23 protein-coding genes and 1 pseudogene are annotated in these 23302 nt (G+C 61.9%); 10 read left to right on the plus strand and 14 right to left on the minus strand.

Features of this window, described 5'->3' with window-relative positions:
- Positions 1-2: 2 nt before the first annotated feature.
- Genes B0G77_RS31005 through dhaK form a run of 4 tightly spaced genes read left to right on the plus strand, consistent with a single transcriptional unit; the run spans position 3 to position 3759 of the window.
- Positions 3-1106 (plus strand): ABC transporter ATP-binding protein, encoded by a 1104-nt coding sequence (locus tag B0G77_RS31005; protein WP_133665695.1) that lies wholly within the window; start codon positions 3-5, stop codon positions 1104-1106.
- Positions 1099-2127 (plus strand): ABC transporter ATP-binding protein, encoded by a 1029-nt coding sequence (locus B0G77_RS31010; protein WP_133665696.1) that lies wholly within the window; start codon positions 1099-1101, stop codon positions 2125-2127. The genes B0G77_RS31005 and B0G77_RS31010 overlap by 8 nt, the downstream gene beginning before the upstream one ends.
- The gene (gene dhaL, locus B0G77_RS31015; protein WP_133665697.1) at positions 2124-2756 is read left to right on the plus strand and encodes a dihydroxyacetone kinase subunit DhaL; all 633 of its coding nucleotides are present in this window, start codon (positions 2124-2126) and stop codon (positions 2754-2756) included. The genes B0G77_RS31010 and dhaL overlap by 4 nt, the downstream gene beginning before the upstream one ends.
- A gap of 13 nt (positions 2757-2769) precedes the next feature.
- Positions 2770-3759, plus strand: a complete 990-nt coding sequence (dhaK, locus tag B0G77_RS31020; protein ID WP_133665698.1) for a dihydroxyacetone kinase subunit DhaK — start codon at positions 2770-2772, stop codon at positions 3757-3759.
- A 51-nt stretch (positions 3760-3810) separates the two neighbouring features.
- Here the strand turns inward: dhaK and B0G77_RS31025 are convergent, their stop codons facing one another.
- Both B0G77_RS31025 and B0G77_RS31030 read right to left on the minus strand, forming a co-directional pair.
- Positions 3811-4389: a DUF4337 domain-containing protein gene (locus B0G77_RS31025; protein ID WP_133665699.1), complete on the minus strand. Its 579-nt coding sequence runs from the start codon at positions 4387-4389 to the stop codon at positions 3811-3813.
- Between the two features lie 84 nt (positions 4390-4473).
- A pseudogene (locus B0G77_RS31030) lies at positions 4474-4637 on the minus strand (GNAT family N-acetyltransferase); the annotation flags it as partial.
- 319 nt (positions 4638-4956) lie between these two features.
- On the opposite strand from B0G77_RS31030, the gene B0G77_RS31035 reads away from it, so the two are divergent.
- Entirely contained in the window at positions 4957-6303 is a 1347-nt protein-coding gene (locus tag B0G77_RS31035; RefSeq protein ID WP_243751283.1) for a metallophosphoesterase, read from the plus strand.
- Between the two features lie 109 nt (positions 6304-6412).
- Here the strand turns inward: B0G77_RS31035 and B0G77_RS31040 are convergent, their stop codons facing one another.
- Entirely contained in the window at positions 6413-6712 is a 300-nt protein-coding gene (locus tag B0G77_RS31040; protein WP_133665701.1) for a hypothetical protein, read from the minus strand.
- Between the two features lie 503 nt (positions 6713-7215).
- Here B0G77_RS31040 and B0G77_RS31045 point away from each other — a divergent pair.
- Positions 7216-7428, plus strand: coding sequence for a hypothetical protein (locus B0G77_RS31045; protein ID WP_133665702.1), 213 nt, complete (start codon positions 7216-7218; stop codon positions 7426-7428).
- Between the two features lie 181 nt (positions 7429-7609).
- Here B0G77_RS31045 and B0G77_RS31050 read toward each other — a convergent pair whose 3' ends face one another.
- From B0G77_RS31050 to B0G77_RS31070, 5 genes are all read right to left on the minus strand, one after another.
- A complete protein-coding gene (locus B0G77_RS31050) occupies positions 7610-8086 on the minus strand; it encodes a hypothetical protein (protein ID WP_133665703.1) in 477 nt (158 codons plus the stop codon).
- A 234-nt stretch (positions 8087-8320) separates the two neighbouring features.
- Complete coding sequence (locus B0G77_RS45355; protein WP_133665704.1) at positions 8321-8455, minus strand: hypothetical protein; 135 nt, start codon at positions 8453-8455, stop codon at positions 8321-8323.
- 90 nt (positions 8456-8545) lie between these two features.
- Positions 8546-8962 (minus strand): MarR family transcriptional regulator, encoded by a 417-nt coding sequence (locus B0G77_RS31060; RefSeq protein WP_133665705.1) that lies wholly within the window; start codon positions 8960-8962, stop codon positions 8546-8548.
- Positions 8963-9047: 85 nt separating this feature from the next.
- The gene (locus B0G77_RS31065) at positions 9048-9506 is read right to left on the minus strand and encodes a zinc-finger-containing protein (RefSeq protein WP_133665706.1); all 459 of its coding nucleotides are present in this window, start codon (positions 9504-9506) and stop codon (positions 9048-9050) included.
- 122 nt (positions 9507-9628) lie between these two features.
- Positions 9629-10096 carry a TIGR02594 family protein gene (locus B0G77_RS31070; RefSeq protein WP_133665707.1) on the minus strand — a complete coding sequence of 156 codons (468 nt, stop codon included), beginning with the start codon at positions 10094-10096 and terminating at the stop codon, positions 9629-9631.
- Positions 10097-10163: 67 nt separating this feature from the next.
- Here B0G77_RS31070 and B0G77_RS31075 point away from each other — a divergent pair, with 67 nt between their 5' ends.
- Positions 10164-10562 (plus strand): VOC family protein, encoded by a 399-nt coding sequence (locus B0G77_RS31075; protein WP_133666954.1) that lies wholly within the window; start codon positions 10164-10166, stop codon positions 10560-10562.
- 69 nt (positions 10563-10631) lie between these two features.
- On the opposite strand, the gene B0G77_RS31080 is transcribed toward B0G77_RS31075, so the two are convergent.
- Positions 10632-11363: a hypothetical protein gene (locus B0G77_RS31080; protein ID WP_133665708.1), complete on the minus strand. Its 732-nt coding sequence runs from the start codon at positions 11361-11363 to the stop codon at positions 10632-10634.
- A 99-nt stretch (positions 11364-11462) separates the two neighbouring features.
- Complete coding sequence (locus B0G77_RS31085) at positions 11463-12878, minus strand: MFS transporter (protein WP_133665709.1); 1416 nt, start codon at positions 12876-12878, stop codon at positions 11463-11465.
- A 427-nt stretch (positions 12879-13305) separates the two neighbouring features.
- Here B0G77_RS31085 and B0G77_RS31090 point away from each other — a divergent pair, with 427 nt between their 5' ends.
- On the plus strand, positions 13306-15228 hold the full coding sequence (locus tag B0G77_RS31090; RefSeq protein WP_133665710.1) for a potassium transporter Kup: 1923 nt from the start codon (positions 13306-13308) through the stop codon (positions 15226-15228).
- A 136-nt stretch (positions 15229-15364) separates the two neighbouring features.
- On the opposite strand, the gene B0G77_RS31095 is transcribed toward B0G77_RS31090, so the two are convergent.
- Positions 15365-16660, minus strand: coding sequence for an MFS transporter (locus tag B0G77_RS31095; protein WP_133665711.1), 1296 nt, complete (start codon positions 16658-16660; stop codon positions 15365-15367).
- A gap of 205 nt (positions 16661-16865) precedes the next feature.
- Complete coding sequence (locus tag B0G77_RS31100) at positions 16866-17960, minus strand: tartrate dehydrogenase (protein ID WP_133665712.1); 1095 nt, start codon at positions 17958-17960, stop codon at positions 16866-16868.
- Positions 17961-18072: 112 nt separating this feature from the next.
- On the opposite strand from B0G77_RS31100, the gene B0G77_RS31105 reads away from it, so the two are divergent.
- A complete protein-coding gene (locus B0G77_RS31105) occupies positions 18073-18984 on the plus strand; it encodes a LysR family transcriptional regulator (protein WP_133665713.1) in 912 nt (303 codons plus the stop codon).
- A gap of 19 nt (positions 18985-19003) precedes the next feature.
- On the opposite strand, the gene B0G77_RS31110 is transcribed toward B0G77_RS31105, so the two are convergent.
- Both B0G77_RS31110 and B0G77_RS31115 read right to left on the minus strand, forming a co-directional pair.
- Positions 19004-19801, minus strand: a complete 798-nt coding sequence (locus B0G77_RS31110) for a hypothetical protein (protein ID WP_133665714.1) — start codon at positions 19799-19801, stop codon at positions 19004-19006.
- A 204-nt stretch (positions 19802-20005) separates the two neighbouring features.
- Positions 20006-21613 (minus strand): MFS transporter, encoded by a 1608-nt coding sequence (locus B0G77_RS31115; protein ID WP_133665715.1) that lies wholly within the window; start codon positions 21611-21613, stop codon positions 20006-20008.
- A 367-nt stretch (positions 21614-21980) separates the two neighbouring features.
- Here B0G77_RS31115 and B0G77_RS31120 point away from each other — a divergent pair, with 367 nt between their 5' ends.
- Positions 21981-23012: an ABC transporter substrate-binding protein gene (locus B0G77_RS31120; protein WP_133665716.1), complete on the plus strand. Its 1032-nt coding sequence runs from the start codon at positions 21981-21983 to the stop codon at positions 23010-23012.
- The last annotated feature ends 290 nt before the right edge of the window (positions 23013-23302 follow it).

Here is a 23302-nt window from a genome sequence, read left to right on the forward strand (position 1 = left end):
CCATGTCCACGATCGTTCTAGCCAACCTTCATAAACGCTTCGACGATTTCGTCGCGGTGCGCGACACCAGTCTGACGATCAACGCGGGTCGTTTTGTCGTGCTGCTCGGTCCTTCTGGCTGCGGCAAGACGACGACGCTGCGGATGATCGCCGGGCTCGAATTGCCGACGTCAGGCCAGATCCTCATCGACGGCGAAGACGTGACCGCATTGCGCGCGCGACAGCGCGACATCGCCTTTGTGTTCCAGATGTTCGCGCTGTATCCGCATATGACCGTGCGCAACAATATCGCTTTCCCGCTGAAAAACGAGCACCTGTCGCGCAGCGAGATTGCGAAGCGGGTGGATGCGGCCGCCCGCATGCTGAGAATCGGCGACATTCTCGATCGCAAGACCGGTGGCCTGTCGGGCGGCGATCGACAACGCGTCGCACTTGGGCGCGCGATCGTGCGGCAGCCGAAGGCATTCCTGATGGACGAGCCGCTCGGCACGCTCGATGCCGACTTCCGCGAGCTGATGTGTCTTGAACTGCGCAAGCTGCACAACTCGCTCGCCGCGACGACGGTGTACGTCACGCACGATCAGAGCGAAGCGATGGCGATGGCCGACGACATCGTCGTGATGAACAAGGGCGAAGTGCTTCAGGCTGGGGCGCCGCATGAGATCTATCACTTCCCTGCAACCGTATTTGTCGGCAACTTCATCGGCAGTCCACCGATGAATTTTCTGCCGGTCGATGGCGGCATCGCTGCCGGTCACGAGCAGGTTAGCCTGCTGGGCACGGCCGTTCCCGTGCCGCGTTGCGATGCGGCCGCTGCGCGCGTGTTGCTGGGAATCAGGCCGGAACATATCGTCATCGACGGGCAGGGCCCGCTGCGCGGCAAGGTCATCGCCGACGAATATCTCGGTTCTCATCAGGTACTCGTGATTGAAACCGCGTTGGGCGTCGTGCGGGTGCGGGCCGGCAAGGACGATGGCCTCCCTGCTGGCTCCCCGGTTGGCCTGTCGTTCCGCAAGGAGCGCACGCTGCTCTACGACGCGGAAACAGGGCGCCTGCTGCCGGGCGCCGCACATACGATTCCCGCAAACGGAGACGCTCATGGCTGAGATCGAATTGCGCAACGTATCGAAGCGCTTCGGCGACATCGTCGCAGTGGACGACCTGTCGATCGATGTCAAGGACGGTGAGTTTCTCGTGCTGCTCGGGCCGAGCGGTGCGGGTAAAACCACGACGCTGCGCCTGATCGCCGGGCTCGAGCGGCCCGATACTGGCGACATGCTGATCGACGGTGAGGTGGCGACAGGCGTTCACCCGTCCGACCGCGATGTCGCATTCATTTTCCAGCAGTACTCGCTGTATCCGCACCTGACGGTGTTCGGCAATCTGGCCTTCCCGTTGCGATCGCCGAAAAGGCGCACTAACGAAGCCGAGGTGCGTGCGCGTGTGCAGGCGGTGGCGGAGATGCTGCATATGGAATCGAAGCTCGAGAACATGGCGACGCATCTCTCCGGCGGCGAGATGCAGCGCGTCGCGATCGGACGCGCGTTGGTGCGGCAACCAAAGGCGTTCTTGATGGACGAGCCGCTCTCGTCGCTCGATGCGAAGTTGCGGGAAGAATTGCGGATCGAGTTGAAGCGCCTGCATCACACGATCGGCGCGACGATCATCTACGTCACGCACGACCAGGTGGAGGCGACGACGCTCGCGGATCGCATCGGCATTCTCGAACACGGTCGTCTGGTGCAACTGGGTACGCCGCGCGAGGTGTATGGCAATCCCGTTTCGCTGGGCGCCGCGCAGCGTCTCGGTTCACCGCCCATCAACCTGTTGCCGCCCGCGCTGTTCGATTCCGCGGTGGTTCCGGCGGGCACCGCGACCGTCGCGATCCGACCGGAGGACATCGTTTTGCACGACGGCGATGCGCTTGATGCACGCGACGCGCTGAATCTGAAAGTGCTCGAATATTCGCCGCTGCGGCATGTGTTGATTCTCGATCGCGAAGGAACAGCGGTGGTGGCGACAACCCTCGTCGAACGCAATTTCACTCCCGGGCAGTCGGTGGGCGTTTCACTTCCACCGCGCAGCCTTCTCTATTTCCGCGCCGACGGCAGGAGGATTCCGGCATGAACGGTAAAACGGTCATGGCGTGCATCGACGCCGCATACGCATCCCTGAAAGAGCACACAGACGAAATTGCCTTGCTTGACCAGCAGATCGGCGACGGTGACCACATCTTCAATCTGCTGCGCGGCATGGAGGCGCTGCTCGCCGTGCGCACGGAAATCGAAAGCGAGGCGTTCGGCCCTGCGCTTGACATCGCAGCGAGCAAGGTGCTGTCGACGGTGGGCGGGTCGTCGGGGCCGTTGTTCTTTTCGCTGCTAATCGGCATGTCAAAGGCAACCGCGGACAATGCGATGGATGTCGGCGGATTTGCGCGCTTTTTTTCAGCGGGCGTGGATGCCGTCAGTCAGCGAGGAAAGACGGGCGTCGGAAGCAAGACGATGATGGACGTCCTGATTCCGGTCGCGAGGCGCTTCGACGAACTGGCCGCAGACGGCGCGTCCGCGCAGACGATACTCGACGCGTTGCCTCCGGTGGCCGAGGAAAACATGCTGGCCACCCGTGACATGCTTGCGACAAAAGGCCGGGCGTCGTTTCTTGGCGAGCGTTCGCGAGGACACATCGATCCCGGGGCGCGTTCCAGTCAGATCATGATTGCAGCGGTGTGTGCGCGTCTCGCGCAAAACAGAGCGTAAAGGAGCGGAGACCATGAAAAAATTCATCAACCACGTCGACGATTTTCTCGCCGAAAGTCTGTCGGGATTCGCCGCTGCCCACGCCGACCTGGTCGTGCTCAACAACGAGCCGGTGTTCGTGAGACGCAAGGACCGGAAACCAGGCAAGGTCGCACTGATATCGGGCGGCGGTTCAGGGCATGAACCGCTCCATTCAGGATTTGTCGGCTACGGCATGCTTGACGCCGCCTGTCCGGGGCAGATCTTCACGTCGCCGACGCCGGACCAGATGATGGCCGCCGCCAAGGCAGTCGATACCGGTGCCGGGGTGCTGTTCATCGTGAAGAACTACTCGGGCGATCTGATGAACTTCGAAATGGCGTCCGAGATGTCCGAGGTGCCGAATGCGATGGTCCTCATCAACGACGACGTCGCGGTGGAGAACTCCAGCTATACGACAGGGCGGCGCGGGGTTGCCGGTGCGGTGATCGTCGAAAAGATGGTCGGCAGCATGGCCGAAAGCGGCGCGAATCTCGAGCAATGCAAGGCGTTTGGCGACCGGATCAACAAGCATACGGCATCGATGGGTGTTGCGTTCACCAGCTGCACGGTGCCAGCTGCGGGCACGCTGACGTTCAAGATCGGCGACGATGAGATCGAAGTCGGCGTCGGCATTCATGGCGAGCCGGGCAGGCGGCGCGCGAAATTCGCGTCGGCCGATACGATTGCCGGGGAGTTGCTGACGGCCATCGTCGACGATCTCAAGCCAACGGCTGGGGCGGCCTTGCTCGTGCTCGTGAACGGCCTGGGTGGCACGCCGCTTGGCGAGCTTTATCTGCTCTTCAATTCAACGCGCACGTGGCTTCAAAAACGCGATCTGAAGATCGCACGCGTGCAGGTGGGCGCGCTAACGACTTCGCTCGAAATGGCGGGCGCGTCGATCACCCTCTGCGTGCTCGACGACGAGATGACGAAGCATTGGGACAGCGTGGTGCACACGCCGGCGCTAAGGTGGGGTGTATAGCGCCGCGGCGAAAACACCTTCGGCGCGAGTCTTTTTGCGGCTCGCTGTACGTCACACGCCAAGAAAGGCCGCGACGCAGACAGCGATCCCCACGGCGGCCACGCCAACCGACATCCGCTGCAGCCATTTCTTGCGGGTAAGCAGCGTGATGGCCGCCAGCGCGATGGAGATCTGGATCAGCGTGGTCGCCTGCGCCCATCGATGATGCTGGTGTAGCAGGGATTCGCTGGCGGCGTTATCTTTTTCTACCTCCTTTTCGATCGCCTCCGCGTGCGCGCGAATCGGCTCCTTTTCGGACTTGTAGCGCTGCGCGTCCGCGAGAAAGCGCGCATGCGCTTCCGATGACGGATCGCTAAGCGCTGCGCCCAGTTCGGCCAGATTCTGCTTTTCGCCTTTCGCCTGATAGTAGGCCCACTGATTGGCCGCTTCGGTCTTGCGGATGGCTGCTTCGTTCTTGTAGAACAGCGCGAGATTCTCGTTGGCGCCGCTCTGGTACGAAGAGATCGCGCCGATGCTTGCGAGGATGGCTGTCATCACGGCGATGCGCGCGGCGGTCCGGTCGGGGGTATGTGCGCCGACATGTTCGACCGCGTGGTCGTGGGGGCCATGGACTTCGAATTCGTCTGACATTGAGAATGGTTATGGACGAAAAAATGAAAGCTTACCGCACGGCGCGGACCCGCTGAAAATGTGGCGGCCTTCCGCCCGTTTGCGTTAGAGATGTTGTAGAAAAAACGTCGTGCCGCAGAACCCGCCATCGGGCATCAGTGTGTATTTTGGCACTATGCCCGCGCGCTGCCAGCCCGCCCTTTCGTACAGCCGCTCGGCGCCGCCTCGGTCACGGTGTCGAGCACGAGCACGGTTTTGCCTTCGTCGCGCGTCATTCTGCGCGACGTCGCGCCAGAATGCCGGGGCTTTGTCTCGTGGTAGCGGCACCGTTCCCGCCCCGTCAAACGGGCTCGTCCGGAAATGGCACTTTCCACCTGCGCATCTGTCGTACTCACGGCCCCCGATAGCCATTGCGAGGCTCGTGGATTCTGGCCGATCTTTCCAGTTGAGGAGTCGCGTATGCCGGCAAAACCGACGTCGAAACCGAAACCGAAATCGAAGACAAACGAAACTGGCAGGAAAGAAAGTCGAAAGGGACGCGAGGCAAATGCCACAGTGACACCCAAACAGAAGAAGCCTGCTTCTTCCATGACATCGCGCGCAAGGCAGAACAGTGCAGTGGCGCAAACGCCTTTCGCGCCGCGGTTGCTGGAGCGGCCGGTGTTCGCGCAGCCGCAGCCGACAGCGGATCCCACGGTGTTCCGGGTGCCACATCCGTCCGATGACGCGGCATACAAGGAGATCGACAAACTCAACGCCGAACACAAGCTCTTCCCGCTACCGTTTCCTGCTCCACGCGGAGGTGTCGAGCCGCAACTGTCCCTCGTGCAGGTGCTCGGCGGCGACGCCGCGCAGATCGACCGGATCGTCGCATCTGGGCAACTCGTGTTCCATGCATTGGGTGATTGCGGCAGCACGAAAGGTCCCGCCACGCAGAACGAAGTAGCGGACAAGATGACCGCAGACTTCACTGAGGCAAGCTCGGGCGAAATTCCGCGATTTGCATGGCTGCTCGGCGACGTGGTGTACAGTTTTGGTGAAGGCAGGTACTACTACGATCAGTTTTACGAGCCCTATCGGAACTATCCGGCGCCGATCCTCGCGTGTGCGGGCAATCACGATGGCATGGTGTCGCCCGAGGCATACGCGACGAGCCTCGCTGCATGGTTGCGCAACTTCTGCGCCGAGACGTTTGGCGTCACCCCGGAGGCGGGCGGCCTGTCGCGCACCGCGCAGATCCAGCCTGGCGTGTTCTTTACGTTCGATGCGCCATTTGTGCGAGTGCTGGCGCTCTACAGCAATACGCTGGAGGACCCTGGCGTGATCGCCGACAGCAATATCGGCAAAAGCCAGCTCGATTTCCTCGATGCTGCGTTTAAGCGCGTCAAGGCCGAAAACTACCAGGGGGCCTTGCTGATAGCGGACCATCACCCGCCCTACTGTGCTGGCGGGCACGGATCGAGCGCGGACATGCTTGCCCAGATAGACGAGGTGTGCCGCGCGAACGGCGTCTGGCCGCATGCGTTCCTGTCAGGTCATGCGCACAGCTATCAACGGTTCACGCGAGTGAGAAGTGCTGACGGCACCCAGATTCCCTACATCGTGTGCGGAAACGGTGGGCACGGTCTGGTAAAGCTCGCACCGTCGGGCAGCCCTGCGCTCCGCGCGCCGCAGGTCATACAGACAGCCTCGGCCGACACCGATCAGGTGGTGCTGGAAAACTACGATGACACGAACTATGGCTACCTGCGCATCGTCGTGACAGCGACCCAGCTTCGTGTCGAATACCATTCAGCTTCAGATGGCACCCACACGAAAGCGCCCAACGACTACGTGACCGTCAATCTCGCGGACCGCAAGATTGCGCACTTCGTCGCGCGTGATCTCGGCAGAACGCAAGCCGCGGCGGCGGCGCGGGCGTTGATTGGTCGCTGACGCGCATGATCAGGCCACGCGGTTCGAACCCGCTGGCCAGATTGCGCGTACCTTGGCGATCTTTACCTTTGAATTTGCCACGCACGAACGTGCACAGGCAGACGAGTGCTCACTTGGCGTGAGCGACTTCAGGAACATCCACCGGCGGTTCGAGCGCAGCCCATCGCGTCCAGCCCGGCGCGATATCGGGGGCTTTGATCCGCAACGCGCGAGAGCCATCGACGAAAACGAGCGACTCGATATTGAATTGACCTGCGTCTGACACTCCCGGGTTGCTGACCGCACCAAGCTGATGCGTAAAGTCCAGGTTGCCTTCACGCAACAGATTGAGATAAGTCTCGCGATCGGCGGTGGCAGGCTTGCGATCCCACCGGTTGAGTAGCGTAGCTGCGATTTCGGCATCGAACATCTTGATCTCTCCTTGCCTGCGCGCGTGGAGCGCGCCGCTGGCAAATGCGATGGGCACTCCTTGTGAGATGCCTCTTGCAGTCGGGAAGACACCGTGTATTCGCTAACTATACTGGAAAAATGAAAGAATGGTGCGATGCACCATGAAAGCTCGCTGGAGGCACTCTTCTGTTCCGCATGCGCGGTAAGAGGCTGTTGCAAATAGTGGTGTCTTTTTGCGGCGTGTTACTCGAATTAACACGACTGGCCTGAACATTACGAGGATGACAGTCATAAAACTCGTGCCTATCGCAGATGCCCGACGGGCATGGGCAGATCTGCAATAGGGGTCGAAGTGAAGAACGTATTGGCGCCAGTCGCAGGGAAAACGCCTAAGCGTCTAAGTATGGGAAGCTCGTCGACCGTCACTGAAAAGTAACGGGGCATCGTGATAATCAAGCTCCTTTCACGAAGGACGGGTACTCTCACTCTCCGATGGATCGCGGGAAGCCCGAGCAAGCGAACATGACGATACCTATGCTCACGACACATCGAGGATATCGACTGAAGGCGAGCGCTGCGCCAGCTCGCGACGGTCTCCATGCGGCAGACCTGATCATTGAGCATCCTGAGCGCCCGCCTCAAAGCTTTAGCGCCCTCGACTACTTTTACGACGGTGAGCAGGCCTTGACCTATGCGACTGCCTGGGGGCGGATCTGGGTTGACATGAAGACGTAAGCACGTGCTTCCGCTCGATGCGAGGCGAATGATGGTCGCCGATTACGCGTGACGTTGATACATGCGCGTGTCGTATTTCGAGCGACGCAGACGTTCGAGGGCAGTAAGGCACACGCCTCCTGGACGCACGAGTACCAGGCGCGCCAATAAAGCGTGTACCGTCCATGCGGCACAACTGCCGTTATGACCTGGCAGGCCGTCCCGTCTTGACCGTTTCGACGGCCGAAACCGCAGCGAGCAGCCGTTTGGACGGCGCCGACTCGAGGAGCAACAGCCCCGCCCGCAACAACTCGCTCTTCTTCACGGACACACCCGCTTCGAGGCATTTCACCTTCAAGGCCGCGATTTTGGCGTAGTCCGATTTGGGCATCGTGAAGCTGTCGCGTACGACCTTTTCCTTCTTCACGCGCTTTGACTTCTCTTCAGCAGTCGCGCTAACCGGCGCGGCTTCAGCAGCTGCGCGCTTCTGGCGTTCTGCCTTGGGCGCTGCTGCCGGTTTCGCCTTTACGGCCGCCTTCGGCTTGCCTGCCGGTTTCGCCTTTACGGCTACCTTTGGCGCTGCATCGGCCGGCTTTGGTTCAGCGGATGCGTTGTCTTCCGCGCCAGTCGGAAAGTGAAATGCTTTCTTCGTCGGCTTCTTGATCACGGGGTCGCTCATAGCCATCTCCTTCGTATAAACAATATAAACAGTATATATCGTTTATGCGGTCATTTCACCTGGATGGCAGGCAGGTGCGGGTCTGCCGGACCGGGTTGTCCACAGAATCTGTTCGTAAGCGTGTGGACAACCTGCGTGAAGGCGAAGCAAGTCGTTGAAGCAACTCACTTTATGTGACGCGTGCGTGCGGCGTGCAGGCCGGGCGAGCGCAGCCGCGCGGAAATGGTTGCGGCCTTATGGGCGCAGCAAATCGAAGCCGCCAAGCGCAACCACACCGCTTAACGCGATCAGGGGCATCGAATGCTGGCCAAAGTACAGGATCGCGGCAGCCAGCCAGGTCGAGATAAAGAAGGCGCCAATTCGTTTCATGATGAAAATCCTGCTGTCAATGCGTCCCAACGCGCCATGCGCTTTCCAGATAATTATCTATGCAACTAAACGGACCAAAAAAGGAAGCGCTTAAGTGAGCGCCTCGCGCGCACCCCGCACTTTGGTCACGGTGTCCGCGAATTTTGCGTTGCCGAGTGTCGCCTTGAGCCTGGCCGTTACTGCATTGCTGGCGCCATTCAGCGCAACCTTGATACCAATCGCTTTTCTTGTCGGGAAGATGGAAACCCCGCGGCCGTCGTCCGCGGTGCGGCGCCGCTCGATGTACCCCTTCGCTTCGAGGCCGTCCATCGCCCGCGTCGCCGTCGGCCTTGCAATCGACATTTGCTCCGAGAGTTCACGCTGCAGCATTCCCGGCCTGTCGATGATGGCGCGGAGCATGAAACCTTGAGGCGGTGTCAGGTCGAAAGGCTCGAATGCGTCGGCCCATTCCCGCTCGAGTCTGCGAGCAAGCGCCGAAGTGTTGAAGTAGAGGCAATGATCGAACATGACACAAGCCTATATCAATGTAGTTAGCAATGCAACTACTTGCGCCCGTGCAAGGTGCCCGGCCATGAGTGGCTTCGCAAAACGCTCACACCCCACCGCTCCCGGAGGCGTTCCGGCGGTTCGCAATGAACGTCTCGACGTACTGGATCGCCTGCTGGCACTGGTCGAGCGAAAGCGCGTGGATGTTCGGCGGTAGCGGATCGAAGCCCAACTCGGTCGACACCCAGCGGATCGCCCTGGCACGCGCCTCAAAGGCATTGACGCGATCGCGGCGAACCTTGCCGGCAACGAGTGGTTCGAGCGTGTCGTGCAGACGGCTCTTCGCGTCACGGAGTTGTGCGTCGGCGAGCCGGCCGAGCGGGATGTTGCGCGTGCTTCGCGCGAGCACGCCGATCCACGCCTGACAGGATGCACAGAGCCATACCGGTCCGTGATCCTCGCGATAGGGGTACGCCTGGTCGCCTGCCCGCGTAAGTACCGCGTGCGCGCCGCAATAATCGCACAGCGGTTGGGGCAAGGCTTTTACGGGTCGGCCGACACGCAAGATTACTTCCTCGATGACAAAGGGGGTTTGATAGCGCAACAAGGGCGCTCAACAGGCCCTGGCTTGCGACGCTGTTCCGATGATCCCCGGTTCATGCGCAGACCGCAACCCCACAGCGCCCGTCATCGCTGCTCGAACGACGACGCGTCAGGCCATCGATATCCAAGGACCCGGGTACGGGCATAGGCGAGTTCGCGAACTTCCTGCCGCTGGTTTCCGCCGAACAGATAGATATATTCGGCGTCGTGCCGAAGATAGAAGCCGACGTGTCCCTTCCAGCTTGAGGGATGATCTCGCGTCAGCACGACAATGCACCCATACACGGGGTTGTCGAGGTTCACTCCCCATTCAAGCCACGAACGGGCCAAAGCGGAGCCTGTCCCCCGGATCCCCACATTGACGAGACACCAGTTGATAAACGACGAACACCATGAAACCTTGTCGTCGTAACCCGCAAGATTGGTGTGACTGTTGTACTCGACGATGCGAGGGTTGCTTTCGCCCGGGCCAAGGCGCCTCACGCCGTGCTCGGCGATGGCAATTGGCATCCAGGCTGCCGCGGCCGGATGTGCAATCTTGCTAGCGCTCATTTGTCGATCCATCGTGTGACACCATCATGTCTTGCTGTTCACTCTTACGCGCCGCGGGTTGATCCACATGATTTCGCATATTTTCATGGGCATTACCGACTTTGATCGAGCCTTCAGGTTCTATTCCGGGATCATGGATGTCCTGGGATTGAAGCTGAAATTCTGCGAGGCAGAGACGCCTTGGGCCGGCTGGGTAGCGGCCGATGCGCCACGTCCACTGTTTCTGATCGGAAGGCCTTTCGATGGCGACGCGGCAAGCCCTGGAAACGGTCAGATGATCGCCCTTCTTGCACCTGGGCGCGACGCCGTCGATCGGGCCCACGCCGTAGCGCTTGCGAATGGCGGTTCGTGCGACGGGCCACCCGGCTTGAGGACTCAATATCACCCGCATTACTACGGCGCGTATTTTCGCGACCCAGATGGAAACAAGATCTGCGTATGTTGCCATGATCCGGTGCAAACGTGACGTCGAGCGCTCCTGACAGAACACTCCGGAATGATCTCGAGAAGAGCTGATTCCGGAAGTGCGGGCTTTCTACACGACGCGCTGGCTTTCGTAGAAGTCTTGAAAGTCGGACACCGGCGCCTCCACCGCCAGAGCCTGAAGCGGGAAGCACCGGGCGATGTCGTCCATGTCAGTCTGACAGGACAGACGCGCTAAAAATGGCGCAACCATGCCTTGTCTGACTGCTCCATGCCGATCCAGAAATTGACCCCATAGCGGCAGATTGCGAAACCGTGGACCCGCTACCCTGACGCTCGCCAGATACGACGGCGGGAAAAGGCGCCGGTAGGCGGGAATGTTATACAGCCACGACACACCTGCAACCCGCAGCATTGCCGGCTGCGCACAATCGACATGCTGGAAAAGCGAGCGCAGTTCCTCCATCCGCGCCGCAAGGCACTCGATGTCTAGCGGAGAACGTCCCGTTGCCTCGGCATTCTGAAAGTGAAGGCGGATGTACCCGTCCGTGGATAGCGCGTACGAGAAGCAGCCGAACGTCGCCACAATCGATGGTGGCGGTACATCGCACTGTCGTGTAAGGAAGAAGGGATAAGTCCAGGCGTCGATATCGTCCGTGTGTTGCAGGCCGGCGAGGTATTGCAGCCAGACCGGATGGTCGCGGTCGAATGCGCGGCCGAGGCCAAAGCGGACGTACAGGTTCGTATAGTCCAGCAGCACCTGCGCGAGCGGTAGCCCGGACAAACGGACGACGTTTTGCGCGAACTGCAACTGAAGGTCGAAGAACGCCTTGCTAAAGGTCACGCGATCTCCCTTCATACCGAAGATGACGAACGGTCTCACCGCTTGTTCACCGCTTGTCAGCGGACGTATCGCCGAAGACCAGATATCCAGATTCCGCGGCTACCGCTTCGCATCGGTATCCACGCGCTTGCCGCGCGCAATCTCGTCCCCCGCATCGGGCGCGAGCCGCCTTGTCACCAGAATCGATGCGAACGAGAAGAGCCCCATCAGAACGAATGATGGCCAGAAGTCGGACCATGTAATCGTCGGATGGCCATGCAATGCGCGTGTGACCTGCAGCGCGATACCGCCCACGGTGACGCCAAGGCCAAGCGAAATCTGTTGCACGACGCTGCCAAGACTCGTCGCCCGGCCGACGTCGCGAGGTTCGATCTGTGCATAGGTCATCGAGTTCAGGCTCGTGAACTGCAGGGCAGGGAAGAAGCCGCCAAGCAGCACGACCAGCCAGATCACCCATGTCGGCGTACCCGGAAAGAAGGCGCCACACGCAGCGATTGCGATACCGGACAACGCCGCGTTATAGATCAACACGGTGCGAAAGCCGAAGCGATGCAGGACGCGCGCGGCCAGGGTGCGCATGAACATGCCGCCGAAGGCCGACGCGCACGTGATCAACCCCGACCGGAAAGCGCTCATGCCGAGCCCTTCCTGCAACACGAGCGGCAGCAGGAATGGCACCGCGCCGAGTCCGACCCGGAACAGCGACCCGCCAAGCACGCTTGCCTGGAAGGTAGGGACGCGGAAAAACTGCAGATCGAGGAGTGGCCGCAACACGCGTCGCGCATACAGCACGTAGACGCCGAGCATCGCCGCGCCGCCGACTGTCATCGTCAGCGCCGTCGTACCCGAAGCCAGTTCGCCGCCGATCAGCGACAGTCCCAGCAGAAACAGCGAGGCGCCGCCCGCCGACAACACGAAGCCCGGCCAGTCGAGCGGTCCCGGATGCGGCTCACGTGTGTTCTTGATGTGCTTGTTGGCGAGGTAGATGCCGAGAATGCCGATCGGGATGTTGATGAAAAAAATCAGCCGCCAGTGCAGGTAGGTGGTGATGAAGCCACCGAGCAGCGGACCCGCCGCGGGCCCGAGCATCGCGGGCACGCTCAGGTAGTTCATCGCGCGAATGAACTCCGAGCGCTCGACGACACGAAAGATGATGATGCGGCCCACCGGCACCATCATCGCGCCGCCGACGCCTTGCACGAAGCGAGCAAGCGTAAAGGTCATGAGCGAGGTGGAAGCCGCGCACAACAGCGAGCCCACGACGAAAATGCCGATCGCGGTGCGAAACACGGTGCGCGCGCCGAGGCGGTCCGCCAGCCAGCCGCATACTGGAATGAAGACGCCGAGCCCCAGTACGTAGCTCGTCACCGCAATCTTGAGCGTGACCGGGTCACGCCCGAATGCGCGCGCCATTTCTGGCAATGCCGTCACGATCACATTGGCATCTACGCTCTCCATGAACATCGCGCAGGCGACGATGACAGGGACGATGAAAGCCTTCAGGGCAAACAGCATGAGCAGCAGGCGGCGACGGCCACGTGTGAGGAAGTGGCGATTATCACATCGAAGCCGCGCTTTTCGTCGACACATCGTGGTGTCTATGCACGATACATCGCGGGCGGTACGCCGTGCCAGCGAGCAGACGTCAGCCGATCCGGGAGCGGGCGCCGCTCCGACCGGGCGCATCAATCCGTGCCGTCGTCCGGTTGGCGAGGGCATAGTGCAAATGGGGTATGCACATTCTCGTTTGCCATACAGCTTTTCCGTCGACGCTTCCCTATACTTCGATCAACGACGGATAGCAAAGCCAGCAATCGCCCGACAATACAGGCGGCTTTCGGATGGTCAAGACCGGTCAGCAAGCCCGCGATCTTTGCTCCGCGCGTCAGAGGCCTGGACTGTGCCTTTGCCGGCGGAGGCGTAAGTCTGGAGGGAGGGAGACATGGGACATCCTGCATCCGCGGCTCACGCTGACCCTGTCGGCGAGCCGAGCCCGCATCGGCCGGCCGTCATGGGTCTGGCGCTGGCGGCCCTCGGCGTGGTCTACGGCGACATCGGCACCAGTCCGTTGTATACGCTGAAAACCGTGTTCGACCCAGCCAACGGACTCCAGCTGAACGCCGCGAACGTGATCGGGATCGTCTCGCTCATCTTCTGGTCGCTGACGGTGGTCGTTTCCCTCAAATACGTGACCCTCATCCTGCGCGCGAACAATCACGGCGAAGGGGGAATCATGGCGCTGCTGGCGCTGGCGGCGTCGTCAGTAGCCAGCAAGCCGCGGCTGCGGCATACGCTTCTCGCTGTCGGGGTCATGGGGGCTGCGCTCTTTTACGGTGACGGGGTGATTACGCCGGCCATCTCGGTGCTGAGCGCGGTCGAAGGACTGGAGGTCGCGGCCCCCATGCTAAAGAGCTATGTCATACCCGTTACGCTGGTGGCGCTGATTGCGCTGTTTCTGGCTCAAAGGCGCGGCACGGCAGGCATCGGTGCGGTGTTCGGCCCGATCATGGTGATCTGGTTCGTCGTCCTGGCTGTGGCAGGGATCGCCAACATCATGGACGCGCCGCACATCCTGAGGGCTCTCGATCCGTTTACGGGCCTTGCATTTTGCCTGCATCACCGCTGGCTGGCGTTCGTTGCATTAGGTGCGGTCGTGCTTTCGCTGACGGGGGCCGAGGCGCTGTACGCGGACATGGGGCATTTCGGCGCGCGTCCGATCCGGCTCACCTGGTTTGCGCTGGTGTTCCCGGCGCTCGCCTTGAACTACCTCGGTCAAGGCGCGCTCCTGATTGCCGATCCGTCAGCATTGGAGAACCCGTTTTACCGGCTGTTCCCGGCATGGACGCTCTATCCGATGGTCGTGCTATCGACGGTTGCCACCGTGATTGCGTCGCAGGCGGTCATTTCAGGCGCCTACTCGATGACGCGGCAGGCGATGCAACTCGGGTTCCTGCCGCGGATGAACGTCATCTACACGTCGCATCGGGAAATGGGCCAGATCTACGTCCCTGGCATCAACTGGACCCTGCTGATCGCCGTGGTGGCCGCCGTGCTTGGCTTCGGCTCGTCGACCGCGCTGGGATCGGCCTATGGCATCGCCGTCACCGGGACGATGCTCATCACCACGATGCTCACGTTTTTTGTCGTGCGTTATGCGTGGCATTACAACTGGCTGCTGTGTGTGTTCGCGACGGTGTTCTTCTTCGTGATCGACGGCATGTTCTTCTCGGCCAATCTCCTCAAAATCATCGATGGCGGATGGTTCCCGCTGGTGATTGGGCTCGTCGCATTCACGGTGATGGCCACGTGGGGGCGCGGCTGGGAGATGATGCTGTCCGAAGCGCGGGCAAGGGCTGGCACCACACCGCTGAAGTCGTATCTCGACAGGCTGCTGGAGCATCCGCCTGCGCGCGTTCCGGGTACCGCGATTTTCATGTCGCCTGATCCGAACGCCGTACCGCATGCGCTCATCAACAACCTGATGCATAACCACGTGCTTCACGAGCGCGTCGTGTTCCTGACGGTGGCGAGTGCCCAGATTCCCTGGGTCGATGAACGCAATCGGGTCGCGGTGAAGCCGCTCTGCCAGGATTGCTACCAGGTGACGATCACGTACGGCTTTATGGACGAAGTCGACCTGCCGCACGAACTTGAAACCTGCAAGACATATGGCATCGTATTCGAGCCGTCGCAGAGCTCCTGGTTCCTGAGCCGCGCCACCGTGGTGCCGAAGCACGGCAAGGGGATGGCGCTGTGGCGCGAGCGCCTGTTCGCCGTGATGCTGCATAACGTCGGCAATGTCGCCGCCTTTCTCAAACTGCCGACCAACCGGGTTATCGAACTCGGTGCCAGGGTCGAGATCTGAACCTCGGATGTGAACTGACCGCGTTGCAATACGCGGCACGGCAACGAAAAGGGCGCCGCAGACGGCGCCCCTTTTTTGCTGGTTCGATAGCCGGTCCGATACCGGTTCGTTCTGGCCTGAGGATTAGTCAGCAAGGCTACCGCGTGACTGCCGCTGCGCGATATCCCCGCCACCCGATCATCAGCGTCAGCATGGCCGATACGGCGAGGCTGCCCGCAACGACATACAGGCCCGCCGCATAGCCGCCCGTCACCGATTTCAGCCAGCCGATCGCAAACGGCCCGATGAAGCCGCCAAGATTGCCGATCGCGTTGATCATCGCAATCCCTGCCGCCGCTCCCGCACCCGAGAGGAACATGCTCGGCATGGCCCACAGCGGCGCCTTCGCGGCGCCGATCCCGACGTTCACGACGACCAGCGCCAGCACGACTTCGAACGCCGTCTGCGCGATGCCGGCAAACGCGAGTCCGACGCCCGCCGCGACGCAGGGGATCACGACGTGCCACGTGCGTTCGCCCGTACGATCGGAATGGCGCGCCCACCACACCATGCCGACGACAGCAATCACGCTCGGAATCGCATTCAGTGCGCCCGTTCCGAGCGAACTGAAGCCGAACTGCCGGATGATCAGCGGCGCCCACAGGCCGAGCGTATAAAGCCCGGCGGACGTGCCGAAATAGATCAAAGCCAGCACCCAGACGCGCGGATCGCGCAGCGCATGCAGCGCGCCTTCGGCGTGTCCCGCTTCGGCTTGCCGGTTCGCGCGCTCTTCACACAGTGTGTTGATGAGCCAGGCTTTTTCGTCGCCGGCAAGCCAGTTGGCCTTGTCGGGCGAATCCGTCAGCATTTTCAGCACGCAGAAGCCAAGCACGACCGCGGGAATCGCTTCGATGATGAAAAGCCATTGCCAGTCCTTCAGGCCAGCGATAGTCGGAATCTGCATCAGCGCGCCGGAGATCGGCGAACCGATGGCGGTCGACAGCGGCGCGGCCGCCATGAACGCCGCCGCCGCGAGCGCCCGTTGCCGTGCCGGAAACCACTGGCTGAGGTAAAGAATGATGCCGGGGAAGAAGCCCGCTTCAGCGACGCCGAGCAGAAAGCGCATCGTGTAGAACGAATTCGGGCCGACAACGAATGCCGACGCTGCCGAGACCAGCCCCCAGGTCACCATCACGCGGGCAATCCAGATGCGCGCGCCGACCTTGTGGAGGATCAGGTTCGACGGCACTTCGAAGAGGAAGTAGCCGAGAAAGAAGATGCCGCCGCCAAGGCCGAACATCGTCGGCGTGAGGCCGAGATCCTGGTTCATCGTGAGGGCTGCAAAGCCCACGTTCACCCGGTCGAGAAAACTGACGAAATAAAGCAGCATCACGAACGGCAAAATACGCCACGTGAGCTTGCGTAACACACGAGCCTGTAGATCGGTTGCCATGTCTGTCTCCGTGTATCGGGCGCGAACCGGGTCGCGCGGTCGGCCACGATTTCGCCCGTGATGTGTCCATCCGGGGGTGTTCTTATCCGTGTCGCTTATCTGTGTCGGTTATCCGCTGCGCGACAGTCGCGGCTGCGCGCGACATCGCAACCTGCTCGCCGGTCGACGATGCGACCCGCTGTTTCATTGACTTGTAGCCGGTGGATCACGCTGCCTTCGACGTCACGCCGGCATGTGCCGCGATGTAGGCGCAAGCGGCTTCGGTGACCTGCGCGGTGGTCGCCTTGCCGCCGAGGTCGCCGGTATGCAGCGCGGGGTCGGCGGTGACGCGTTCGATCGCGTCCATGACCGTGCGCGCGGCGCCCGCTTCGCCCAGGTGCTCGAGCAACATCACCACCGACCAGAATGTGCCGACCGGATTGGCTAGACCCTTGCCCATGATGTCGAAGGCCGAGCCATGAATCGGTTCGAACATCGACGGATAGCGGCGTTCCGGATCGAGGTTCGCGGTCGGCGCAATGCCGAGGCTTCCCGCCAGCGCCGCGGCGAGGTCGCTGAGGATGTCGGCATGCAGGTTGGTCGCGACGATCGTGTCGAGCGTAGCGGGACGGTTCACCATGCGCGCCGTCGCGGCATCGACGAGTTCCTTGTCCCACTTCACATCCGGGAATTCTTTCGAGACCTGCAGCGCAATTTCATCCCACATCACCATCGCGTGGCGTTGCGCGTTGCTTTTCGTGACCACTGTCAGCAGCTTGCGGGGACGCGACTGCGCGAGCCGGAAAGCAAAGCGAAGAATCCGCTCGACGCCGGCGCGCGTCATGATCGACACGTCGGTGGCGACTTCGATCGGATGCCCCTGATGCGCGCGCCCGCCGACGCCGGAATATTCGCCTTCCGAGTTTTCGCGGACGATCACCCAGTCGAGATCCTTCGGGCCACAGCGTTTGAGGGGCGCGTCGATGCCGGGCAGGATGCGGGTCGGGCGCACGTTCGCGTATTGATCGAAGCCCTGGCAGATCTTCAGACGCAGGCCCCACAGCGTGATGTGATCGGGAATGTGCGGATCGCCTGCCGAGCCGAACAGGATGGCGTCCTTGCCGCGGATCGCGTCGAGGCCGTCGGCGGGCATCATCACGCCGTGTTCGCGGTAGTAGTCGCCGCCCCAGTCGAAGTCTTCGAACTCGAAGCGGAACGCGCCACTGTGCTTCGCGAGAGTTTCAAGAACCTGCTGGCCTGCGGGCACGACTTCCTTGCCGATGCCGTCGCCGGGAATGGTTGCAATGCGCCAGGTTTTCATTGTGTTGTCTCCGGTATTGATGAACGTTGGGCTTATCCTGAACCACAATCCACTCAAGAAACGCTGCTAGACTTAAACCGTCTTTAACTTCAGGTTAACGGTCAGGGCTGTGATGACGTCCCCTATTCAACCCGACGACCTTGGGTTTTTCTCCGTGCTGGCGGGCTGCGCGAGCCTAAGCGCGGCGGCGCGCGAACTGGGTCTATCCACCGCCGCCGTCAGCAAACATCTGTCGCAGATGGAGGCGCGCACGGGCGTGGCGCTGGTGAACCGGACCACGCGGCGCATGAGCCTGACGCCGGAAGGCGAGCTGTACCTGACGCGCGCGCGCCGGATTCTCGGCGAGATGGACGAGCTTGCCCAACTGCTGGGCGGCGCGCGCGCGGCGCCGCAGGGCCTGCTGCGAGTCAACGCGACGCTTGGCTTCGGACGAAGTCACGTTGCGCCGGTGATCTCGCGCTTCGTGCGGAAGTTTCCGGAGGTGGATGTGCAGTTGCAGCTATCGGTGAACCCGCCGCCGCCAAGCGACGACGCGTACGATGTCTGCATCCGCTTCGGCGAGCCGCCGGATGCGCGCGTCATTGCGCGGAGGATCGCGCCGAACCGAAGGTTGCTGTGCGCAGCACCCGCGTATCTCGCCAGACGGGCCGCGCCGAAAAGTCCGCAGGACCTCGCCCGGCACAATTGCATCGGCATCCGGCAGGGCGACGACGGCTATGGCATCTGGCGCCTCACCAGCGGGCGCGGCGTGGGGGAAAAGACCGAGACGGTCCGCGTGCGGGGGAACCTGACGACCAACGATGGCGAAATCGCGGTGAAGTGGGCGCTCGACGGCCACGGCGTCCTGATGCGCGCGAAGTGGGATATCGCCGGGTATCTGCGCTCGGGACAGCTTGTGCATGTACTGCCGGACTACCGGACGCCAGGCGCCGATATCTACGCGGTCTACCCGCAGCACCTGCAAATGTCCGCGCGGGTCAGGGTCTTCGTCGACTTTCTGGAAGCGGCGCTGGGCGAGAGATAGCGCATCTCGCCCGAAGCGCTCAAGCCTGCGCCGCTTCATCCGGTCCAGGTACCGCAAAGCGTTCGTGCAGTGCGACGAGTTGATCGTCGGTCGTGGCCACCAGCCACAGACGCGCCTGATCCACCATGAGCCGGTTATGGTCCTTTAGCGGACCCAGGCCGCCAGCCTGCTTCCACACCACCGGCGCGACCCGGCTTGTCCTGCCGGAAGGCGCGCCCACCAGCAAGGCATAAGGTCCAAGCGGCAGCGAAACATAAGGCAGCGCGGGGCTCGTGCGCACCCGCCAGTCGATGAACGGCGCGTCGCCGAACAGGAGCGGTGCCGGCAAGCCGTAAAGAACGGTGAAGTCATAGAGCGCCAGCTGTTCGCGCATGCCCCCATACATACGGCGGATATCGCCGACAACCGCGGCATGGATCTCATCGTCGAACATGGCTTCTGCCGAGTAGAGGGCAAGCGCTTGCCGCGCATCGTGCTGATAGGCGCTGCAAACGCCGAGCTCGACACAGTCTTGCACCGCGCGCTGAACTTCGGCGGCCGAGCCTGCGTCGTCGGGCTTGCCTGACTGGGCCGCGCGCAGGAAGCGCGCGAGTCCCGCCTCGTGCACCGCGGGGGCGGGCGGCTGCGCATCGTCGACGGCATTCTTGCCGAGCGGCACGTAGAGGTATTTTTCCGCGGCGAAACGCGATTTCTTGCCTTCGTCGAATCCAACTTCGCCGTCCGTGCAGTCGAGATAACGGGTCCCGATCCGGCCACGCTCCCAGACGTAGTTCTTGAGGAAAGGGCGCAACGGATGCAGCGTTTCTTGCTCAGTCATGCAAAGCTCCAGTGCCTCGTATCGCTCCAGGGTACTGCGTGTTGCTCCACATGCGCAAGTGCGCAATGCAGTGCGCTGGCGTCCTGTACCGTCGTGGAAGGAATCGCGTTATCCGCGATCGGCGTGAGACCACCAAGCGTTCCCACCCATGATATGTGACGCCGCGCGCGCTACCCCTCACCATTCGCCTGGCTGCGCGTTCCGTTACGGGGCGCCGGGCTGGTCGTCGCGCACGTCGGCTTCAGCGTGGCCAACCCGCACCGGCGGCACGAACCAGGCAAGGCACAGGCCGGCTATCGCCGCAGCGGTGGCAAGGCCGAGGCCGACGTGAATCGACGACACCAGCATGTTGCGGGCCGAGTTCATCATCGCATCGCCGGCATGGCCTTCGTTGATCAGCCGCTCGACCAACGCGGCCTGTTCGGCGCGGTCGACCAGCAGTTCCGGACTCGCGAACGACTTGAACCACTGCGTCGCCTGATATGAATCCAGAGAGCGATGCACACCCATCGTGTACAGATGACCCAGCACCGCGCCGGTCATCACCGTGCCGAGCATCCCGCCGAAGGTGCGAAGCGATTGCAGCAACGCAGTGGCCGCACCGAGATGATCGCGCGGGACGATCTGCTGCGAAAAGATCGTCAGGTTGGCCGCGACGAGGCCAAGACCGAGTCCACTCGCGCCCATGCATGACATCCAGACGAAATGAGGCTCCGTGCCGTGCAGCGCGACGAGGCACAGGCAGGCAAGCGCGAACAGCCCAAAGCCCACGTACACGATCGCATTGGCTCGCCGCACGCGTGTGACGATCCGGTTGTTCAGCACACTGCCGACAGTGGTGCCGAGCAGCAGCGGGGTGATCAGCATGCCGGAGTCGTGCGGCGACATCGCATAGCCGCCCTGGAACAGCAGCGGGACGTAGAACACCAGCGAGAACAGGGCGAACCCGCCTAGTACCGCCATCGCAAAGAGCGCAGCCAGCCGTCGGTCGAGCAGCATGTCGACGGGCACGATCGGGTAGCTCATCCGTTTTTCCCAGAACAGCAATATCAGCGCGCAGGCGAGGGTGACAGCGCCCAGCACGATCGTCGGCCGGCTGATTCCCTCCTTCGGGAACAGTTCGATCAGCAGTTGCAGCGCGCCGAACGTCACAGCGAGTACACACGCGCCGAGCCAGTCGAGCTGGACAGGGCCGCCCCCGCGCTCGTGGCGCAGGTGCGGCAGGAAGCGCAGCACGAAGAGCAGGGACACGACGCCGATCGGCAGGTTGACGAAGAACACGAGACGCCAGCCGCCGTACTGGGTCAGCATGCCGCCCAGCGTCGGCCCGACGATGTTCGCGATACCGAAGGCCGTCGAAACGAACACGAGCCATCGCAGGCGCAGCCTCGCATCGGGGAACAGGTCGGCCACGGTGGCGAACATCGTGCCGATCAGGATCCCGCCACCGATGCCCTGCAGACCACGCGCAATCACCAGGAACATCATGTTGGTGGCCACACCGCACAACACAGAGGCGACGGTAAAGACGACAATTGCCGCGACCAGAAAAGGCTTTCGTCCGAAGATGTCGCCCAGCCTGCCGAAAATGGGAATCGTGATGACCGACGCCAGCATGTAGGCCGTGGCGACCCACGCGTACAGGTCGAAGCCTCTGAGATCGGCAACGATTCGCGGCAGCGCGGTGCCGACGATGGTCTGGTCAAGCGCCACGAGCATCGCCACGAAGGCCACGCCCAGCATGGCCATCAGCGATTCGCGAAAGGGCAGCAGTTGCCTGTCTGGATCGAAGGCCGTAATGCCGGGAATCATGGCGTACTCGGCGGAATGTCAGGGGCGGCCGGTCGCGATCGACCGGCTGGCGAGCCGGCGTGGCCGGCCCCCTGACTGTCGCACCACCGCCTGAAAGCGGCAAGCCATTTGATGCGCAATGTAATGGCGCCGGCATCGTCTGATCAATGATCGAAACGTACCCGACACTGCGGCTCGCGCGCAGGCGGCTTTCCAGTACACGCCGCTTCGTCAGGAAGCCCGTAGAAACCCGAAGTTGAGTCTGGCTCATACCCGGGATCACTAAACATCGATTCATCGGCCGGTTGGGCGGGCAGCACAATCGTGATGCTCGCCTCGTCATGCGAGTCACCCAAAAGACGTTTAGACAGGAAGGAGACATCTGGTCATGCGATTCAGACAAATTCAGGCGGCCTGTGTCGCCATCGCGTTGCTCGCGGCGGGTACGGCTCACGCAGCCGGCAACTGGTGCAGTTCCGGCAAGACGGTGCACTTCGCCGGGATCACGTGGGAAAGCGGATCGTTCGCGACCGAGGTGCTCCGGCAGATTCTCGAAAAGGGCTATGGCTGCAAGACCGACGTCGTGCCGGGCAGCACTGCGGCGACCGAAACGGCGCTCGCGCACAATGATGTGCAGGTCTGGGCCGAGCAGTGGACGGGCCGCAGCGAGATCACCGCGAAGGCGGTTTCCTCCGGCAGCGTCAAGCTCGTCGGCGATACGCTGCCTGGCGGCACGAAAGAAGGCTGGTTCGTTCCCGACTATGTGGTGAAAGGTGATCCCGCGCGCGGCATCAAGCCGCTGGCGCCCGGGCTCGTTTCCGTCGCGGACCTGCCGAAGTACAAAGGTGTCTTCGTGGATGACGAAGAGCCGAACAAGGGACGCTTTCTCAACTGCCCGAGCGGCTGGGATTGCGAGCGCGTGAACACGCGTCTTCTGAAGGTGCTCAAGCTGGACGATTCGTACACGAACTTCCGGCCCGGAACGGGTGCAGCGCTCGATGCGGCAATCGCGTCCGCCTACACGCGTGGCAAGCCGATTCTCTTCTACTACTGGGGACCGGCCGCACTGATGGCGAAGTACAAGCTCACCGAGCTGAAAATGCCATCGTTCAACGACGCGTGCTGGCAGACGCTGCGCGACGAAAGCAGCACGCAGCAATGCGCGTCGTCGTATATGGTGTCGCACGTAACGGTGGGCGCATCGACACGGTTCTACAACGCCGAGCCTGACTTGATGACGCTCTTCACGAAGGTCCGCTTTCCGATGGACTTCCTGAACGCGACCATCCTCGACATGAGCGTGAAGAAGCTCGACGCCCAGACGATGGCAAGCCAGTTCATGCGCGCTCATCCGGAGATGTGGAAACAGTGGGTGCCGGCCGATGTCGCGTCGAAAATCCAGGCGGGTTTGACCAGCTGAGATCAGCACTACGGTCAAGGGCCAACGGCCCGTCACGGCGATCGATGCCGTGGCGGGCCGTTAGCCGGATACATCCGGGAACATACGATTAAGGAAAACCATAATAGCGCGCTACAAGGAAGCGACTAGACTGTAACCAAACGTAACTAAGTGTGTCCAAACGATAAATACACGGGGATAACACACGGGGCCAAAGTTGTTGGAGACGACAAAGTAGACGCGGCTCAAAGAAGTCGCGCGCGTTAGGGGGTAAATGGCCGCAGGCATACTGCGGCCATTTTTTTGCGCTG

Source organism: Paraburkholderia sp. BL10I2N1, assembly GCF_004361815.1.
Classification (GTDB): domain Bacteria; phylum Pseudomonadota; class Gammaproteobacteria; order Burkholderiales; family Burkholderiaceae; genus Paraburkholderia.

Excerpts from the sequence above, each read along its gene's own strand:
- B0G77_RS31005 (WP_133665695.1), top strand. The coding sequence starts at position 3 with ATGTCCACGATCGTTCTAGCCAACCTTCATAAACGCTTCGACGATTTC.
- B0G77_RS31010 (WP_133665696.1), top strand. The coding sequence starts at position 1,099 with ATGGCTGAGATCGAATTGCGCAACGTATCGAAGCGCTTCGGCGACATC.
- dhaL (WP_133665697.1), top strand. The coding sequence starts at position 2,124 with ATGAACGGTAAAACGGTCATGGCGTGCATCGACGCCGCATACGCATCC.
- dhaK (WP_133665698.1), top strand. The coding sequence starts at position 2,770 with ATGAAAAAATTCATCAACCACGTCGACGATTTTCTCGCCGAAAGTCTG.
- B0G77_RS31025 (WP_133665699.1), bottom strand. The coding sequence starts at position 4,389 with ATGTCAGACGAATTCGAAGTCCATGGCCCCCACGACCACGCGGTCGAA.
- B0G77_RS31035 (WP_243751283.1), top strand. The coding sequence starts at position 4,957 with ATGACATCGCGCGCAAGGCAGAACAGTGCAGTGGCGCAAACGCCTTTC.
- B0G77_RS31040 (WP_133665701.1), bottom strand. The coding sequence starts at position 6,712 with ATGTTCGATGCCGAAATCGCAGCTACGCTACTCAACCGGTGGGATCGC.
- B0G77_RS31045 (WP_133665702.1), top strand. The coding sequence starts at position 7,216 with ATGACGATACCTATGCTCACGACACATCGAGGATATCGACTGAAGGCG.
- B0G77_RS31050 (WP_133665703.1), bottom strand. The coding sequence starts at position 8,086 with ATGAGCGACCCCGTGATCAAGAAGCCGACGAAGAAAGCATTTCACTTT.
- B0G77_RS45355 (WP_133665704.1), bottom strand. The coding sequence starts at position 8,455 with ATGAAACGAATTGGCGCCTTCTTTATCTCGACCTGGCTGGCTGCCGCG.
- B0G77_RS31060 (WP_133665705.1), bottom strand. The coding sequence starts at position 8,962 with ATGTTCGATCATTGCCTCTACTTCAACACTTCGGCGCTTGCTCGCAGA.
- B0G77_RS31070 (WP_133665707.1), bottom strand. The coding sequence starts at position 10,096 with ATGAGCGCTAGCAAGATTGCACATCCGGCCGCGGCAGCCTGGATGCCA.
- B0G77_RS31075 (WP_133666954.1), top strand. The coding sequence starts at position 10,164 with ATGATTTCGCATATTTTCATGGGCATTACCGACTTTGATCGAGCCTTC.
- B0G77_RS31085 (WP_133665709.1), bottom strand. The coding sequence starts at position 12,878 with ATGCTGTTTGCCCTGAAGGCTTTCATCGTCCCTGTCATCGTCGCCTGC.
- B0G77_RS31090 (WP_133665710.1), top strand. The coding sequence starts at position 13,306 with ATGGGACATCCTGCATCCGCGGCTCACGCTGACCCTGTCGGCGAGCCG.
- B0G77_RS31095 (WP_133665711.1), bottom strand. The coding sequence starts at position 16,660 with ATGGCAACCGATCTACAGGCTCGTGTGTTACGCAAGCTCACGTGGCGT.
- B0G77_RS31100 (WP_133665712.1), bottom strand. The coding sequence starts at position 17,960 with ATGAAAACCTGGCGCATTGCAACCATTCCCGGCGACGGCATCGGCAAG.
- B0G77_RS31105 (WP_133665713.1), top strand. The coding sequence starts at position 18,073 with ATGACGTCCCCTATTCAACCCGACGACCTTGGGTTTTTCTCCGTGCTG.
- B0G77_RS31110 (WP_133665714.1), bottom strand. The coding sequence starts at position 19,801 with ATGACTGAGCAAGAAACGCTGCATCCGTTGCGCCCTTTCCTCAAGAAC.
- B0G77_RS31115 (WP_133665715.1), bottom strand. The coding sequence starts at position 21,613 with ATGATTCCCGGCATTACGGCCTTCGATCCAGACAGGCAACTGCTGCCC.
- B0G77_RS31120 (WP_133665716.1), top strand. The coding sequence starts at position 21,981 with ATGCGATTCAGACAAATTCAGGCGGCCTGTGTCGCCATCGCGTTGCTC.